This is a genomic window from Microbacterium sp. LKL04 (assembly GCF_900102005.1).
Lineage (GTDB): Bacteria > Actinomycetota > Actinomycetes > Actinomycetales > Microbacteriaceae > Microbacterium.
On sequence record NZ_LT627736.1, the window covers coordinates 816,325 to 831,743 of the forward strand.

General features: G+C 69.5%; 13 protein-coding genes, 2 tRNA genes and 1 other RNA gene. 7 read left to right on the forward strand and 9 right to left on the reverse strand.

The features are described from left to right. Positions 1-13 precede the first annotated feature (13 nt). On the forward strand, positions 14-1,090 hold the full coding sequence (locus tag BLP38_RS04050; protein ID WP_091353276.1) for a DMT family transporter: 1,077 nt from the start codon (positions 14-16) through the stop codon (positions 1,088-1,090). Positions 1,091-1,104: 14 nt separating this feature from the next. After that, a tRNA-Ile gene (locus BLP38_RS04055) sits at positions 1,105-1,178 on the forward strand. A 266-nt stretch (positions 1,179-1,444) separates the two neighbouring features. Here the strand turns inward: BLP38_RS04055 and BLP38_RS04060 are convergent. Together BLP38_RS04060 and BLP38_RS14290 are read right to left on the reverse strand one after the other, a co-directional pair. After that, entirely contained in the window at positions 1,445-1,909 is a 465-nt protein-coding gene (locus BLP38_RS04060) for a hypothetical protein (protein WP_157681065.1), read from the reverse strand. 220 nt (positions 1,910-2,129) lie between these two features. Then, positions 2,130-2,276, reverse strand: coding sequence for a hypothetical protein (locus BLP38_RS14290; RefSeq protein ID WP_172824652.1), 147 nt, complete (start codon positions 2,274-2,276; stop codon positions 2,130-2,132). A 199-nt stretch (positions 2,277-2,475) separates the two neighbouring features. Here BLP38_RS14290 and BLP38_RS04065 point away from each other — a divergent pair, with 199 nt between their 5' ends. Continuing rightward, positions 2,476-2,979 (forward strand): DUF3145 domain-containing protein, encoded by a 504-nt coding sequence (locus tag BLP38_RS04065; protein WP_091353285.1) that lies wholly within the window; start codon positions 2,476-2,478, stop codon positions 2,977-2,979. A gap of 170 nt (positions 2,980-3,149) precedes the next feature. Here BLP38_RS04065 and BLP38_RS04070 read toward each other — a convergent pair whose 3' ends face one another. The 6 genes from BLP38_RS04070 to aceE all read right to left on the reverse strand — a co-directional run bounded on the left by BLP38_RS04070 (position 3,150) and on the right by aceE (position 10,698). Next, positions 3,150-4,388 carry a beta-ketoacyl-[acyl-carrier-protein] synthase family protein gene (locus tag BLP38_RS04070; RefSeq protein WP_091353289.1) on the reverse strand — a complete coding sequence of 413 codons (1,239 nt, stop codon included), beginning with the start codon at positions 4,386-4,388 and terminating at the stop codon, positions 3,150-3,152. A 50-nt stretch (positions 4,389-4,438) separates the two neighbouring features. Next, positions 4,439-4,687, reverse strand: coding sequence for an acyl carrier protein (locus BLP38_RS04075; protein WP_065570643.1), 249 nt, complete (start codon positions 4,685-4,687; stop codon positions 4,439-4,441). Positions 4,688-4,757: 70 nt separating this feature from the next. Then, positions 4,758-5,759, reverse strand: a complete 1,002-nt coding sequence (locus BLP38_RS04080; RefSeq protein WP_091353294.1) for a beta-ketoacyl-ACP synthase III — start codon at positions 5,757-5,759, stop codon at positions 4,758-4,760. Then, positions 5,756-6,673 carry an ACP S-malonyltransferase gene (locus BLP38_RS04085; protein ID WP_091359522.1) on the reverse strand — a complete coding sequence of 306 codons (918 nt, stop codon included), beginning with the start codon at positions 6,671-6,673 and terminating at the stop codon, positions 5,756-5,758. The genes BLP38_RS04080 and BLP38_RS04085 overlap by 4 nt, the downstream gene beginning before the upstream one ends. Before the next feature lie 87 nt (positions 6,674-6,760). Then, positions 6,761-7,963, reverse strand: a complete 1,203-nt coding sequence (locus BLP38_RS04090) for a PucR family transcriptional regulator (protein WP_091353297.1) — start codon at positions 7,961-7,963, stop codon at positions 6,761-6,763. Positions 7,964-7,971: 8 nt separating this feature from the next. Further along, entirely contained in the window at positions 7,972-10,698 is a 2,727-nt protein-coding gene (aceE, locus tag BLP38_RS04095) for a pyruvate dehydrogenase (acetyl-transferring), homodimeric type (protein ID WP_091353299.1), read from the reverse strand. A 151-nt stretch (positions 10,699-10,849) separates the two neighbouring features. Here aceE and BLP38_RS04100 point away from each other — a divergent pair. After that, positions 10,850-10,925: transfer RNA gene (locus tag BLP38_RS04100), tRNA-Val, on the forward strand. A 23-nt stretch (positions 10,926-10,948) separates the two neighbouring features. Here BLP38_RS04100 and BLP38_RS04105 read toward each other — a convergent pair. Further along, positions 10,949-12,448 carry an amino acid permease gene (locus BLP38_RS04105; RefSeq protein ID WP_091353303.1) on the reverse strand — a complete coding sequence of 500 codons (1,500 nt, stop codon included), beginning with the start codon at positions 12,446-12,448 and terminating at the stop codon, positions 10,949-10,951. Between the two features lie 107 nt (positions 12,449-12,555). Here BLP38_RS04105 and BLP38_RS04110 point away from each other — a divergent pair, with 107 nt between their 5' ends. The 3 genes from BLP38_RS04110 (at position 12,556) to rnpB (ending at position 15,400) form a co-directional block, all read left to right on the forward strand. Next, positions 12,556-13,287 carry a zinc ribbon domain-containing protein gene (locus BLP38_RS04110; RefSeq protein ID WP_091353306.1) on the forward strand — a complete coding sequence of 244 codons (732 nt, stop codon included), beginning with the start codon at positions 12,556-12,558 and terminating at the stop codon, positions 13,285-13,287. Further along, complete coding sequence (locus tag BLP38_RS04115; protein ID WP_091353309.1) at positions 13,245-15,008, forward strand: bifunctional 3'-5' exonuclease/DNA polymerase; 1,764 nt, start codon at positions 13,245-13,247, stop codon at positions 15,006-15,008. The genes BLP38_RS04110 and BLP38_RS04115 overlap by 43 nt, the downstream gene beginning before the upstream one ends. A gap of 31 nt (positions 15,009-15,039) precedes the next feature. Beyond that, positions 15,040-15,400, forward strand: an RNA gene (gene rnpB, locus BLP38_RS04120) — RNase P RNA component class A. The last annotated feature ends 19 nt before the right edge of the window (positions 15,401-15,419 follow it).

Below are 15,419 nucleotides of genomic sequence, written 5' to 3' on the forward strand. Positions count from 1 at the left end.
GTATCGTCGAGGCGTGATTTACGCCGGAACACCGATCAACGATCTCACCGATGAGCTGGTGGGTGTGTTCGGGAACCCGGCGATCCTCATCGGCATCCCGCTGGCCGTCATCGGTGCGGTCTTCATGTCGTTCGGTGCGCAGTATCAGCACCGCGGCGTGCAGAAGGTCGAGCGGCTGACGGCGCAGGCCGGCGTCTCGGGGCTGACCGGCGGTCAGCTGGTCCGGCTCCTGACCCGGCCCTCATGGGTTCTCGGGACCGTCATGCTGGGGCTCGCGATCGTGTGCCAGTTGGCGGCGCTGTCGTTCGCGCCGCTGATCCTCGTCCAGCCGATCGGTGCGATCTCGCTGGTGATCACGACGCTTCTCAACGCGCGGATCAGCGGCCACAAGCCGACGCGGCGGTCGATCACGTCCATCGCGCTGTGCGTGGGCGGCATCTTCATCTTCGTCACTGTGGCGGCGCTGTACGCCACCGAGCGCCCGATCAGCGACGGTCAGCTCCTGACCGTTCTCTTCATCCTCCTGGGCGTCGTGGTCGTCCTCGGCGTGCTCTGGGGCACCCTCCGCAAGCGGATGCGGGCGCTCTTCTACATCGTGGCTGCCGGCGTGGTCTACGGATTCGTCGCCACCCTCGCGAAGGTCGTCATCAACCGCATCTCGAACGGCGACTTCGAGTGGCTCACCGTGCTCTGCATCGTCGCCCTGCTCGCGGGCACCGCAATGGGCGCCTACTTCGTCCAGACGGCGTATTCGTCCGGACCGCCGGACCTCGTGATCGCGGGCCTCACGGTCATCGATCCGATCGTGGCCATCGTGATCGGGCTCGCGGTCCTCAATGAGGCTCAGGGTGCACCGCTCGGCGCCTACATCGGATTCGCCATCGCCGGCGCCCTCGCCGTGACCGGGGTGTTCCAGCTGGCCCGCTACCACCCGCAGGTGGTGAGCGAGAGCCAGGAGATCCCGATCGCGCGCGGCAGCGGCGACGCGGACGGGCCGCAGCCCTCCACAGGTTCGGTGCGCATCACCGAGGCGGTGGCGAAGGTGTGGCCCGACCCTCCCGTGAAGGACGAGGACCGACGCAAACGCTAGGCTCGTCTGCACAGGGGGCGGTGGCCAAGCTGGTCAAGGCAGCGGGCTCATAACCCGACGATCGTGGGTTCAAGTCCCACCCGCCCTACTCGGCCCGGCACGCGATGAGACGTGAAAGAACGCCCCCGCTCCTCACGAGAGAGCGGGGGCGTTCTTTTTTCGCGCCGGGGCTCAGTCGTCGTTGGCTTCCGGCTCCGTTTCGTCGTTCTCCTGCTCGGCAGCCGTGATGTCGTCGTCGCCGATGTCACCTTCGGCCTGGCTCGGCTTATCGGGGATGGAATCGCTCATGATGTCTCCTTTCGACACGCACATCGAACGCCCCGGCGGCCCTGAACCCGCAGGGGCTTGACAGCCCTACCGATCCCGACGCTGGACGGCGTCGTAGGACGGCTGTCGGACGGCATTCGCCCAGCGATACATGCGCGCGCCAGGCAGGATACTGCTCCCCGCATCGAATCGGATGTCGGAGTCTCCTCCGCGGGCGTTCAGACTCAGGAGCGCGAACGGATGCCACGGCCCGCCCGGGGTGGCGAAAGAGAGGGACAGGCGCCACGTCTCTTCGCGCAGAGCTCTCTCGATGCCCGGGAGGTCCGCCGGCAACGACGGTCGAAGCGGACGGGCGCGAATGAGGACCGGGCCCGCGTCGCCTCGGTAGGGGAGCAGCGTCGTGAAGACTCCCCGCGACGGGACCCACCGCGGCACGAGAGCGAACCGGAGCGGCAAGCCCGACCCGGTCGAGGCGAGTTCGAGGTCCGCGTGCCCGGTGTCCGTCTCGACGCGCAGCGCGAGCCCGAGGACGTCGGGGAATGAATCCGGCACCCCCAGCGAGCGCGAGTAGCGAGCGGTGACGTTCGATCGGGTCCTGTTCGAGGGCGCGTCGATCCACTCGATCCCGGAAGCACGGTCTCGGTCTCCCCAGAACACATCGCCGCCCAGGAGCAGCCCACGCGGATGGATGGGGCGAGGTGAGCGCACCCCCTGCAACGCGAGGAAAAGACGCTGCAGCGCGCGACCGAGCACGCCGAGGGGAGTCGGCGCGTCAGCGATTCTCGTCGTCCTCCTCGGTGACCTCGTCACCGGCGCGGGCGGCGTCGTCCTTCACCTCGTCGCTGACGGCATCGGTGGGAGGAGCGTCGTCGGCGTGCGCGTCGTGGGCGTCGCGCGTGTGCGGGGTGTTGTCGCTCATGATGTTCCTTTCGTCGGGCGCTCAGCCTGCCCCCGGGACATCGCGCGGCCCACGGGGTTGACGAATGCCGTGCGACCTGGTGTTACACGGTTGTGATTCGACCTCAGGATGAGCGATAATGGCCGCACAACCGGATATCCGGCCAGCACTCTCCATCAGGTCGTAGGGGAAGACGTACCTGAACGAAACGGAGAGATCGATGGCCACACCTCACGCGCGCGGAGTGATCTTCATCCACTCCGCGCCACGCGCGCTGTGCCCCCACCTCGAGTGGGCTGCTGGTCGTGCCCTCGGGCATGCCGTCAGCTTCGACTGGGCTGACCAGCCCGTCCAGCCCGGCAGTCGCCGCGCGGAGTTCTACTGGGAGGGCCCGGTAGGCAGTGGCGCGGCCCTCGCCACCGTGATGCGCGGGTGGGAGCACCTGCGATACGAGGTGACGGAGGATCCGACGCCGCGCAGCGACGGCGGACGTTGGCTCCACACTCCGAGCCTCGGCATCCACTACGCGCAGACGGATGCCTCCGGCAACGTCGTCGTGGGAGAGGATCGCATCCGCTACGCCATGGAGATCGCCGCCGGCGACATGAGCGAACTGCAGCGGGAGCTCGACGTCGCGCTCGGCGCGTCGTGGGACGAGGAGCTCGAGCCGTTCCGCCACGCGAGCGACGACGCCCCCGTCGTCTGGCTCCACAAGGTCGGTTGAGACGACTCCACGCGAGTCGACACTTCAAGAACGAAGGGTTTTCAGGCGGGGTGAGTGGGCCTCGACCGGCTTCGGACGGCTTCCCGGAGACCGGGGCGGCTACCGCCCCGCCTGATCTGAAACGATGAACGCCCCCGGTGGCTTCCCGGGGGCGTTCATCGTGTTCGCGGTCAGACCGAGCGGAATGCGACGACGGCGTTGTGGCCGCCGAACCCGAACGAGTTGCTGATGGCAAGCTGGTCGCCGTCGCCGAGGGCGACCGTGTCGCCGGAGAGGCGGAACGGGACGGCCGGGTCGGGCTCTGTGATGTTGATGGTCGGGGGAGCGACGCGATCGCGGAGCGCCAGTACCGTGAACATCGCCTCCAGTGCACCCGTGCCGCCCAGGAGGTGACCGGTGGACGCCTTCGTGGCGGACACCGGCATCTCGTCGACCCGGTCGCCGAAGACGGACTTCAGGGCGACGTACTCGTTCGGGTCGCCGACGGGGGTCGACGTCGCGTGGGCGTTGACGTGCGTGACGTCGTCGGGCGATGCATCCGCCATGTCGAGCGCGAGACGGACGGCTCGCGCCGCGCCGGTACCCTCGGGGTCGTTGGCGGTGATGTGATACGAGTCGGCGGTGACGCCGCCGCCCACGAGCTCGGCGTAGATCTTCGCGCCGCGCGCCTTCGCGTGCTCCTCGGTCTCAAGGATGAGCACCGCGGCGCCCTCGCCCATGACGAATCCGTCGCGGTCGATGCTGCCCGGACGGGATGCCGTCTCGGGCGAGTCGTTGCGGCGAGACAGCGCCTGCATCGAGGCGAACGACGCGATCGTGATGGGGTGGATCGCCGACTCCGTGCCGCCCGCGATGACGATGTCGGCGAGGCCGGCCCGCATGTGCTCGATGGCGTTGACAATCGACTCGGTGCTCGAGGCGCAGGCACTCGCGAACGTGCGGGCGTAGGCGCGCGCGCCGAAGTGCAGCGAGAGGTTGCCCGCCGCGGCGTTGGGCATGAGCATCGGGACCGTCATGGGCATGACGCGCCGCGGGCCCTTCTCGCGCAGCGTGTCCCACGCATCCAGCAGCGTCCAGACGCCGCCGATACCGGTGGCGAACTCCACGCCGAGCCGCTCGGGGTCGACCTCCGGCGCGCCGGCGTCCTCCCAGGCCTCCTTCGCCGCGACCATCGCGAGCTGCGACGACGGGTCGAGGCGCTTGGCGACGGGACGGTCGAGGACCGTCTCGGGCCGCACCTTCGCCTCAGCGGCGAAGGTGACGGGCAGCTGGTACTGCTCCACCCAGTCGTGCTCGAGCGTGCGGGTGCCGGACACTCCGGCGAGGAGTGCCTCCCAGCTTTCGCTCGCCGTGCCGCCGATGGGGGAGGTCGCACCGATACCGGTGACGAAGATTCGCGTGTTGCTCATGATTCCCTCGTGCTGCTCCGGTGGGGGCGGACCCCCACCGGACGCGCGGATCAGGCCTGGTTGGACGAGATGTAGGTGACGGCGTCGCCGACGGTCTTGAGGTTCTTGACCTCGTCGTCGGGGATGGTGACGCCGAACTTCTCCTCGGCGTTGACGACGATCGTCATCATCGAGATCGAGTCGATGTCGAGGTCGTCCGTGAAGGACTTCTCGAGCGCGACCTCGTCGGCCGAGATGCCGGTCTCGTCGGTGATGAGCTCGGCCAGGCCGGCGAGGACCTCGTCGTTGGTGAATGCCATGGGATTTCTCCTTCTGTGGTGGTCGGGCCCAGCCGGGCCGCTAGTCAGTTTAGGTGGGGGAGGGCGGTCGTCACGGGAGGACGACGACCTGAGCGCCGAACACGAGCCCGGCGCCGAAACCGATCTGCAGGGCGAGTCCGCCGCTGAGCTCGGGGTGCTCTTCCAGAAGACGGTGGGTCGCCAGCGGGATGGATGCCGCCGACGTGTTGCCCGTCGTCTCGATGTCGCGGCCGATCACGACGGTGTCCGGGAGCTTCAACTGCTTGGCGAACTCGTCGATGATGCGCATGTTGGCCTGGTGCGGCACGAACGCCGCCAGATCGTCGGGCGTGATGCCCGCGGCTTCGATGGCCTGACGAGCGACCTTGACCATCTCCCAGACCGCCCACCGGAACACGGTGGGACCCTCCTGGCGGAGGGTCGGCCAGGGGGCGACCCCGTCGCGGAACTCGGTCAGCGTATGGTTCATGCCGACGGCATCCGCCTTCGAGCCGTCCGATCCCCAGATGGTGGGGCCGATGCCCGGCGTCTCGCTCGGCCCGACGACGACAGCGCCTGCGCCGTCGCCCAGGAGGAACGAGATCGAGCGGTCGGTCGGATCGACGACGTCGCTGAGCTTCTCGGTGCCGATGACGACGGCGTAGTGGGCGGCGCCTGCACGGATGAGGGCGTCGGCCTGCGCGACGCCGTAGGCGAATCCTGCGCACGCCGCGTTCAGGTCGTAGGCGGCCGCGGGGTTCGCGCCGACGCGGTCCGCGACGATGGCCGACACCGAGGGCGTCTGCTTCGGGTTGGAGATCGTGGCGACGATCACGGCGTCGATCTTGTCGGCGGGGATACCTGAGCGTTCGATGGCCTCGGCGGCGGCGTCGGCCGCGAGATCGATCGCCGAGGTGTCGGCATCCGCCCGCACGCGCGTGATGATGCCGGTGCGCTGACGGATCCACTCGTCGCTGGAGTTGATCGGCTCGATCAGGTCCTCGTTGGGGACCGCGTTCTCGCCGCGCGCGGCGCCGTAGGAGTAGATGCGGGTGTGGGCCGCGCCGGTGGGCTGGATCAGCTGGGGGGTCATGCGTTCTCTCCGGTCAGGAGGCCGTTCGCGGCGGCGAGGTCCTCGGGCGTCTTCACCGCAACAGACGGTACGCCGCGCAGCCCGCGCTTGGCGAGTCCGACGAGGGTGCCCGCGGGAGCGAGCTCGATGATGCCGGCGACGCCGTTCTCTGCGAACGACGCCATGCACAGGTCCCACCGGACGGGGTTGGCGACCTGCGCCACGAGGAGGTCGAGCGCGGCGCGCCCGTCCGAGACGGTGCCGCCGTCGCGGTTGCTCCACACGGTCAGGGAAGGATCGGATGCCGCGACCTCGGCTGCCGCGGAGCGGAGGGTGTCGACGGCCGGCGCCATGTAGCGCGTGTGGAATGCGCCGGCGACCTGCAGCGGGATCACCCGGCTGCCGCGGGGTGCGTCAGTGGTCAGCTCAGTGAGGGCGGGGAGCGAGCCGGCAGCCACGATCTGACCACCGCCGTTGTAGTTGGCGGGGGTGAGGTCGAGCTCTTCCAAGCGTGCGAGGACGGTGGCCTCATCGCCGCCCACGACGGCGCTCATGCCGGTCTCCTCGAGCGCAGCCGCCTCGGCCATGGCGCGCCCGCGGATGCCGACGAGGCGCATTCCGTCCTCCTCAGTGAGTACGCCCGCGGCGACGAGCGCGGCGACCTCTCCCACGGAGTGACCCGCGACGCCGTCGGGTCGGCGGCCCGCATCGACGAGCGCACGCCACGAGAGGAGGCTCGCGGCGACGATGAGGGGCTGGGCGACCTTCGTGTCACGGATGCGGTCGGCATCCCACTCGGTGCCGGCGGCGACCAGGTCGATCTCGGCGTACGTGGAGTACTGGTCGAGCAGCTCGCGCGTGCCTTCGGTCTCGGGCCACGGTGTGAGGAACCCGGGGGTCTGAGAGCCCTGGCCCGGGAAGACGGCAATGATCACGATGTCCATCCTTGCAAGTTCGCGTCGGCGATGCTGTCGGTCAGCGCACAAGAAAGTGCGATCCGTTTGTTCGAGTCGTACAGGTGATCAGGTGCGGCGCACGGCGCGGCGGCGGGTCACATCGCCGCCGATGGATCCGAGGATGAGCGCCGTCTGAAGGATCAGCGCCTCTCTCGGGCCTGTGGCATCCCACCCGATCACGTCCGAGACGCGCTTCAGGCGGTAGCGGACCGTGTTGGGGTGCACGAAGAGCTCGCGCGCCGTCGCCTCGAGAGAGCGCCCGTTGTCGAGGTAGCTCCAGAGGGTCGTGACGAGATCGGTGGAGTGCGACTGCAGGGGACGGTAGATCCGTTCGATGAGAGTCGTCTTCGCGAGCGGGTCGCCCGCGAGTGCGCGCTCGGGGAGCAGATCGTCCGCATCCACGGGGCGCGGGGCGTGCCGCCAGGATTTCGCCACCGCGAAGCCCGCAAGAGCGGCACGCGCGCTGACGCCCGCGTCCAGGAGAGCAGGGGCCGTCGGGCCGAGCACGAGGTGGCCGCTTCCGAACCCCGGCTCGAGACGCGTCGCGATCTCGGTGAACGGGAGTTCTTCGGCATCCTCTCGCCCCGCCTGATCGGCACGGCCGATGACGAGCACCAGACGGGAGCCCTGCACACCGATGAGGACGTCGACGCCGAGCTTGCGGGCGGTGCGGCGCACCTGGTCGACGTCCAGCTGCGGGGGAGTCGTGCCCACGAGGACCGCGACCTCGCCGTGGCCGTGCCAGCCGAGGGCGGCGATGCGGCTCGGGAGCTCCTCATCGGCCTCACCCGTGAGGATCGAGTCGACGACGAGCGCTTCGAGGCGGGCATCCCACAAGCCGCGTGCTTCCGCAGCCCGGGCGTAGACGTCCGCCGCGGCGAAGGCGACCTCGCGCGAGTAGAGCAGGATGCTCTCGCGCAGTCCGTTGCCCCGTCCGGCGACGCGTTCCTCGGTGGTCTCGACCGTCACCTTGATGAGCTGGAGCGTCTGGGTGAGGCTGATGCTCCGCAGCAGCTCGCGCGGCGCCGATGCGAAGACATCGGCCGCGATCCACGGCGTCGAGTTCGGGTCGTCGTACCAGTCGACGAAGGACGAGATGCCCGACTGGGCGACGAGACCGACGGCCGACCGGCGCCCCGGAGGCATCTCGGCGTACCAGGGCAGGTACTCCTCGAGCCTCCGGAGCGTGGTGGTTGCGAGATCTCCCGAGATCCGGCGGAGCCACGCGAGTGTCTCCGCCTTCTCCTGGGCGGTCGGCCGTTCGGTCATCGCGCGGGTCAGGCTTCGCCGCCCGCGTTGCCGGAGGTGCCGGCGTTGACGTCGTGCAGGCGGTACTTCTCGATCGCCTGTGCCGACAGGCCGCGGTCGACGACGCCGTCCTCGGCCAGGGCCTGCAGGGTCCGCACGACGATCGACGGACCGTCGATCTTGAACTGACGACGAGCCGCGGCACGTGTGTCCGAGAAGCCGAAGCCGTCGGCACCGAGCGTCGCGTAACGGCGCGGGACCCACTGGCGGATCTGGTCCTGGACGGCGTGCATGAAGTCGCTGACGGCGACGACGGGGCCCTCCGAGTCGCGGAGCTTCTCGGTGATGTAGGCCGTCTTGGGCTCATCGGTGGGGTGCAGGAAGTTGTGCTCGTCGGCGGCGAGGCCGTCGCGGCGGAGCTCGGTCCAGCTGGTCACCGACCAGACGTCGGCCACGACGCCCCAGTCGTCCTTGAGGAGCTTCTGCGCCTCGTGGGCCCACGCCAGGCCGACGCCCGACGCGAGGATCTGGGCGCGGTGCCCCTCGCCCTCACCGGTCGAGACGCGGTGGATGCCGCGGACGATGCCGTCGACGTCGACATCCTCCGGCTCCTTGGGCTGGACGATCGGCTCGTTGTAGACCGTGATGTAGTACATGACGTTCGGGTCCTCGTGCTCCCCGCCGTACATGCGCTCGAGACCGGACTGCACGATGTGCGCGATCTCGTAGCCGTAGGCCGGGTCGTACGAGACGGTCGCCGGGTTGGTCGAGGCGAGCAGGTGCGAGTGGCCGTCGGCGTGCTGCAGGCCCTCACCCGTGAGGGTGGTGCGGCCGGCCGTGGCGCCGATGATGAACCCGCGCGCCATCTGGTCGCCGGCGGCCCACTGGGCGTCGCCCGTGCGCTGGAAGCCGAACATCGAGTAGAAGACGTAGACCGGGATGAGCGGCTCGCCGTGGGTCGCGTAGGACGTGCCGACACCGGTGAAGGCGGCGAGGGCGCCGGCCTCGTTGATGCCCACGTGCATGATCTGACCCTGCGGGCTCTCCTTGTACGCCAGGAGCAGCTCGCGGTCGACGGACGTGTAGTTCTGCCCGTTCGGGTTGTAGATCTTCGCCGTCGGGAAGTACGCGTCCATACCGAACGTGCGCGCCTCGTCGGGGATGATCGGGACGATGCGGTGGCCGAAGTCCTTCGAGCGCAGCAGGTCCTTGAGCAGTCGGACGAACGCCATCGTGGTGGCGACCTCCTGCGTGCCCGACCCCTTCTTCGGCAGCGCGTAGACGCTGTCGTCAGGAAGGCTCAGCGAGGTGTGGGTGCTGCGACGCTGCGGGAGCGTGCCGCCCAGCGCGCGACGACGCTCGACCATGTACTTGATGGTCTCGTCCTCGGCACCCGGGTGGTAGTACGGCGGCTCGTAGGGGTTCTCCTCGAGCTGGGCGTCCGTCAGCGGGATGTGCATCTGGTCGCGGAACAGCTTGAGGTCGTCGAGCGTCATCTTCTTCATCTGGTGCGTCGCGTTGCGCCCCTCGAAGTGCGGACCGAGACCATAGCCCTTGACGGTCTTCGCCAGGATGACGGTCGGCTGGCCCTTGTGCTCTATGGCCGCCTTGTACGCCGCGAAGACCTTGCGGTAGTCGTGACCGCCGCGCTTGAGGTTCCAGATCTGCTCGTCGGAGTAGTCCTTGACGAGGGCTGCGGCGCGCTCGTCGCGGCCGAAGAAGTGCTCACGGACGTAGGCGCCGTTCTCGGCCTTGTAGGTCTGGAAGTCGCCGTCGGGCGTGCTGTTCATGAGGTTCAGCAGGGCGCCCTCGGTGTCGCGGGACAGCAGGTCGTCCCACTCCCGGCCCCAGACGACCTTGATGACGTTCCAGCCGGCGCCGCGGAAGAAGCTCTCGAGCTCCTGCACGATCTTGCCGTTGCCGCGCACGGGGCCGTCCAGGCGCTGCAGGTTGCAGTTGACGACGAAGGTCAGGTTGTCGAGGCCCTCGTTGGCGGCTACCTGGAGCTGACCGCGGCTCTCGACCTCATCCATCTCGCCATCACCGAGGAAGGCCCAGACGTGAGCGTCCGAGAGGTCTTTCACGCCGCGGTTGGTGAGGTACTTGTTCGTCATCGCCTGGTAGATGGCGTTGATCGGACCGAGACCCATCGACACGGTCGGGAACTGCCAGTAGTCCGGCATGAGGCGCGGGTGCGGGTACGACGGCAGACCGTGAGGGGCAGCGGATGCCTCCTGGCGGAACCCGTCGAGCTGCTGGCTCGACAGGCCACCCTCGAGGAACGAGCGGGCGTACATGCCGGGGGAGGCGTGGCCCTGGAAGAAGACCTGGTCGCCGCCGCTGGAGTGATCCGGACCGCGGAAGAAGTGGTTGAACCCGACCTCGTACAGGGCGGCCGACGAGGCGTAGGTCGAGATGTGACCGCCGACGCCGATGCCGGGGCGCTGCGCGCGGTGAACCGTGAGGGCGGCGTTCCAGCGGATCCAGCTGCGGTAGCGGCGCTCGACCTCTTCGTCGCCGGGGAACTCGGGCTCGCTGTCGACGGGGATCGTGTTGATGTAGTCCGTCGTGGGGACCTGCGGGACGCCCAGGTGCAGTTCACGCGAGCTCTGCAGCAGGCTCAGCATGATCTCGCGGCCGCGGCTCGCTCCGCGGGCGTCGACGAGTTGGCGCAGGGAATCCTGCCACTCCGACGTCTCTTCCGGGTCGCTGTCCTGCGGGCCCTGCGAGTACGGATCCTGATCGTTGACAGTCACAAGAGGCCTTTCGTCGCCTGGCAGATCGTGCCAGGAAGGAGGGATCGAGCGAGGGCGCGCTTGTTCGCCGCGCACAACTCGCTTGTCTTCAGCCTACCCATACGGTCCCGGTGCTGGACGCCGCTGCGCCCCCTCTAGACTCGGTACGTCAGGGCCTTTAGCTCAGCTGGTAGAGCGCCACGTTTACACCGTGGATGTCGTCGGTTCGATCCCGGCAGGGCCCACCACCGGCATCCCGCCGCTTCCGGACTCAGTCCCGGCCGAAGAGCTTCGGCGCCGCGGGGTCGATGTACAGGTCGCCGCCCTTGCCCAGGCGCGAGTGGCGACGCGAGTACGCGAAGTAGATGACGAACCCGAGCGCGAGCCAGATGAGGAAGCGCAGCCACGTCTCCACCGTCAGGTTGAGCATGAGGTAGACGCACACGATCACCGACAGCGCCGGCAGCCACGGGTTCAGCGGCACACGGAACCCGCGTTCGAGATCGGGGCGACGGCGGCGCAGGACGATGACGCCGACCGACACGAGCACGAATGCCGAGAGCGTGCCGATGTTCACCATCTCCTCGAGCACCCCGACCGGCGTGAGTCCGGCGACGAGGGCGACGACGACCGTGACGATGATCGAGATCACCCAGGGCGTCCGGAACCGGGGGTGCACCTTCGCGAGCCCGCGCGGCAGGAGGGCGTCGCGCGACATCGCGAAGATGATGCGCGTCGCGCCGATCATGAGGGTCAGCACGACCGTCGTGAGACCGGCGACGGCGCCCGCCGAGATGACCGTCGCCATCCAGGTCTGCCCGTGGAAGGCGAAGGCGTTCGCGAGCGCTGCGGCCGGGTCGAGCTTGTCGTAGGGAACCATCCCCGTCACGACGAGTGCGACCGCGCCGTAGAGCACCGTGCAGATGATCAGCGAGGCGATGATCCCGATCGGCAGGTCGCGCTGCGGGCGCTTGGTCTCCTCCGCCGTCGTCGCGACGACGTCGAACCCGATGTAGGCGAAGAACACGAGGGCGGCGCCCGCGAAAATGCCGCCGACGCCGAACGCGGTCGGCTCGATGCCCGAGAAGAACTGCAGGAGCGGCTGCGTGAGTCCCGAGGCGGTCTCGCGGGGAGCTGCGTCGGGCACGAAGGGGGAGTAATTCGCGGGGTTGACGAACATGAGTCCCGCGACGATCACGAACAGGACGATGAACAGCTTCACCGCGACGAGCACGAGGTTCACCCGCAGGGACTCCCGGATGCCGACGGTGATCAGCACGCCGAGGACGACGACCAGCAGGACGGCCATCAGGTCGATGGACCCGCCGTATCCGATCGCGGCCGGGATTGGGGCGCCGAGCTGCTCCATGAGCGATCCGAGGTAGGCGCTCCACCCCTGCGCGACGACGCTCGCCCCCAGGAACATCTCGAGGATCAGATCCCAGCCGATGATCCAGGCGAAGAGCTCGCCGAGCGATGCGTAGGAGAAGGTGTAGGCCGACCCCGACACGGGGACCGTGGAGGCGAACTCGGCGTAACACATGGCGGCGAGCCCGCACGCGATGGCGGCCACGACGAAGCTGATGACGATCGCGGGACCGGCGACCTCGTGGGCGGCGCGCCCGGTGAGCGTGAAGATTCCCGCGCCGATGACGACGCCGACGCCGAAGACCGTGAGGTCGAGGGCCGAGAGCGACTTCTTGAGCCGGAACTCCGGCTCCTCGGTGTCGGCGATCGACTGCTCGACCGTCTTGGTGCGCAGCACGCTCATGCTGATCTCCTCCCGCACGATTCCGGCACGCAATGCTAGTGCGTCGCGGCATCCCGTCTGAAGACCACGCCCCGACGGCCGGTCACCCGCGGGGTAGGTTGGAGGACGTGAAAGCCAGCTTTACCGACCAGCGCCGCCTCCTCGATCTCGCCGACGCCGACATCGCCGTGCGTCGTGCGGATCACGCGCGACAGAACCCCGCGCAGGCCGCGCGTGTGAAGGAGCTGCTGTCGGTGCGGGCGACCCACTCGGCCGAGCTCACCCGCCGCCTCGGCGAGCGTGACGACGCGAAGGCCGAGCTCGCCCGCATCCAGTCCGACGTCGCCGTCGTCGACGCCCGCACGGCGCGCGACAACGATCTGCTGGCGTCGACGTCGAGCGCGAAGGACGCCCAGGGCCTCGAGCACGAGATCGCGTCGCTCGCCCGGCGCAAGAGCGACCTGGAGGACGCCGAGCTCGAGCTCATGGAGCGCCTCGAGGCTGCGGACGCCGCGGTGGCGGAGCAAGAGGCGCTCATCGCTTCGGTGAACGAGGAGGGCGCGCGACTGAGCGCCGAGGCCAAGGCCACCGTCGCCGAGGCGACGACCCGCCTCGACGCCGCGACCCGCGATCGTGCGGCGATCGCCGCATCGTTGCCCGCCGATCTCGTCGCGATGTACGACGGTCTCGCCGCACGCGGCAACGGTGCCGGTCACCTGCAGCGCCGCACGTGCGGCGGTTGCCACATGGTGCTCTCGGGCACCGACCTCAACGTCGTGCGTGCCGCGGCGGAGGACGACGTCGTCACCTGCCCGGAGTGCGGGTGCATCCTGGTCCGCGACGACGACTCCGGGCTCTGACCGATCCGGGTGCTCCCGCGGCGGCTGCCGTCCCGTGGATCGTCGTGGGCGCTGCCGAGGAGCGAACCTCCCTCGTCCTGCTCGATGTCGACGGCCGCCCGACGGAACGCGTGCTCGCTGACGCCACCGGCCTCGCGGACCGGGTCCGACGGGCGGACGAGTCCACCCGCTGGGTGTGGAGCGACACCTCGCACTGGTACCCGGCGCTGATCGCGGCGGGGGTCCGCGTCGCCCGCTGCCATGATCTCCGCCTCGCACACGCGATCCTGCGGGACAGCGCGCTCGCGGTCGATGCGGAGGCGCTTCGACGTGCGACGGAGTGGGATGCCGCGGCATCCGTCGCCGACGATGGCCCGAGCGCCCTCTTCGATCTCGATCCCGGCTCCCGCGAGGCGCCGCACGACATCGAAGCCGCCCTCGCGGAGTTCGAACGGCAACGGGAGGTGATCGCCGCCGGCTCGCCGAGCCTTCGACTGCTGGTCGCAGCAGAGTCCGTCGGTGCGCTCGTCGCGGCAGAGATGCATGCGGCCGGCGTGCCGTGGGACGGCCGGGTCCACGACGAGATCCTGACCGGGATGCTCGGCGAGCGGGATGCCGGCGGTCGGCCGCCCGCTCGCATCGTCGCCCTCGCCGCCGAGATCCGCGGACTTCTCGGTGATCCCGGCGCGAGCCTCGATTCGCAGCCGAAGCTCCTGCGGGCGCTGCATCGCGTCGGCGTCGCGGCCACGTCCACGAGCAAGTGGGAGCTCACGGAGTACGACCACCCGGTCGTCGCTCCGCTCCTGGAGTACAAGCGGCTCATGCGGATGTACACGGCGAACGGCTGGGCGTGGCGTGAGGAATGGGCTCCCGCCGGCCGGTTCCGACCGGTGTACGTCCCGGGCGGTGTCGTGACGGGTCGGTGGGCATCGTCGGGCGGCGGCGCCCTGCAGCTGCCGCGGCAGCTCCGGCCCGCCGTGCGCGCCGATCAGGGGTGGACGCTGGTGGTCGCCGACGTCGCCCAGCTCGAGCCGCGTGTCCTCGCGGCGATGTCACGGGATGCCGCCCTCGCCGACAGCGCGCGCGGCACCGATCTCTACGAGGGGATCGTCTCGCGCGGCGTGGTCAGCACCCGCTCCGAAGCGAAGTTCGCCCTGCTGGGAGCGATGTACGGCGCGACGACGGGCGACAGCGGCCGCCTCGTCCCGGCCCTCCGACGGGCATACCCGCGGGCGATGGGTCTCGTGGACGACGCGGCCCGCGTGGGGGAGGAGGGCGGCGTCGTCTCGACCTGGCTCGGGCGGTCCAGCCCGGCTCCCTCGCCTGGATGGCGCGAACTGCAGAGCCGAGCGGGTGTTCCTGACGCGACTGAGACGGACCGCGCCCAGGCTCGACGCACCGCGCGCGATCGGGGCCGGTTCACTCGGAACTTCGTCGTGCAGGGCACGGCCGCCGAGTGGGCTCTGGCGTGGCTGGGAGACCTCCGCGCCCGGCTGGCTGCGCTGCCGCCGGTCGATGACGCGGATGCCGCACCGCGGTCGGGCGCGCTCCACTCACGGCAGGCGCATCTCGCGTTCTTCCTGCACGACGAGGTCATCGTCCACGCACCCGAGGCGCACGCGGAACAGGCTGCGGACGCGGTGCGCCTGGCCGCGGACGCGGCTACCCGGCTCCTGTTCGGCGACATCCCGCTGGACTTCCGCCTCGACCTGCAGGTGCGGATCGACGCGGCGAAGGACTGACCGTCCAGACGGCTAGACTCGACCCCGCGAATGGGTCGGCTGGACGGTCGCGTGGCGCGAGAGCGCACCGAGGAACGTCCGGGCTCCACAGGGCAGGGCGGTGGGTAACACCCACCCGGAGTGATCCGCGAGACAGTGCCACAGAGAGCAGACCGCCTCGGTTCCGACCGGGGTAAGGGTGAAAGGGTGGTGTAAGAGACCACCGGGGTCGTGGTGACACGACCCGCACGGTAAACCTCGCCCGGAGCAAGGTCAGACAGGGGATGCCGACGCGGCCCGCCGAGTCCCCGGGTAGACCGCTGGAGCGGCACGGCAACGTGTCGCCGAGAGAGATGACCGTCCACGGGGTTTCGACCCCCGGACAGAACCCGGCGTACAGGCCGGCCCATTCGCCTCCGCCGGCCCCTGAGT

Coding starts and splice junctions, on each gene's coding strand:
- BLP38_RS04090 (WP_091353297.1), bottom strand. CDS start 7,963: ATGACCGAACGGCCGACCGCCCAGGAGAAGGCGGAGACACTCGCGTGG.
- BLP38_RS14290 (WP_172824652.1), bottom strand. CDS start 2,276: ATGAGCGACAACACCCCGCACACGCGCGACGCCCACGACGCGCACGCC.
- BLP38_RS04065 (WP_091353285.1), top strand. CDS start 2,476: ATGGCCACACCTCACGCGCGCGGAGTGATCTTCATCCACTCCGCGCCA.
- BLP38_RS04075 (WP_065570643.1), bottom strand. CDS start 4,687: ATGGCATTCACCAACGACGAGGTCCTCGCCGGCCTGGCCGAGCTCATC.
- BLP38_RS04080 (WP_091353294.1), bottom strand. CDS start 5,759: ATGACCCCCCAGCTGATCCAGCCCACCGGCGCGGCCCACACCCGCATC.
- BLP38_RS04070 (WP_091353289.1), bottom strand. CDS start 4,388: ATGAGCAACACGCGAATCTTCGTCACCGGTATCGGTGCGACCTCCCCC.
- BLP38_RS04105 (WP_091353303.1), bottom strand. CDS start 12,448: ATGAGCGTGCTGCGCACCAAGACGGTCGAGCAGTCGATCGCCGACACC.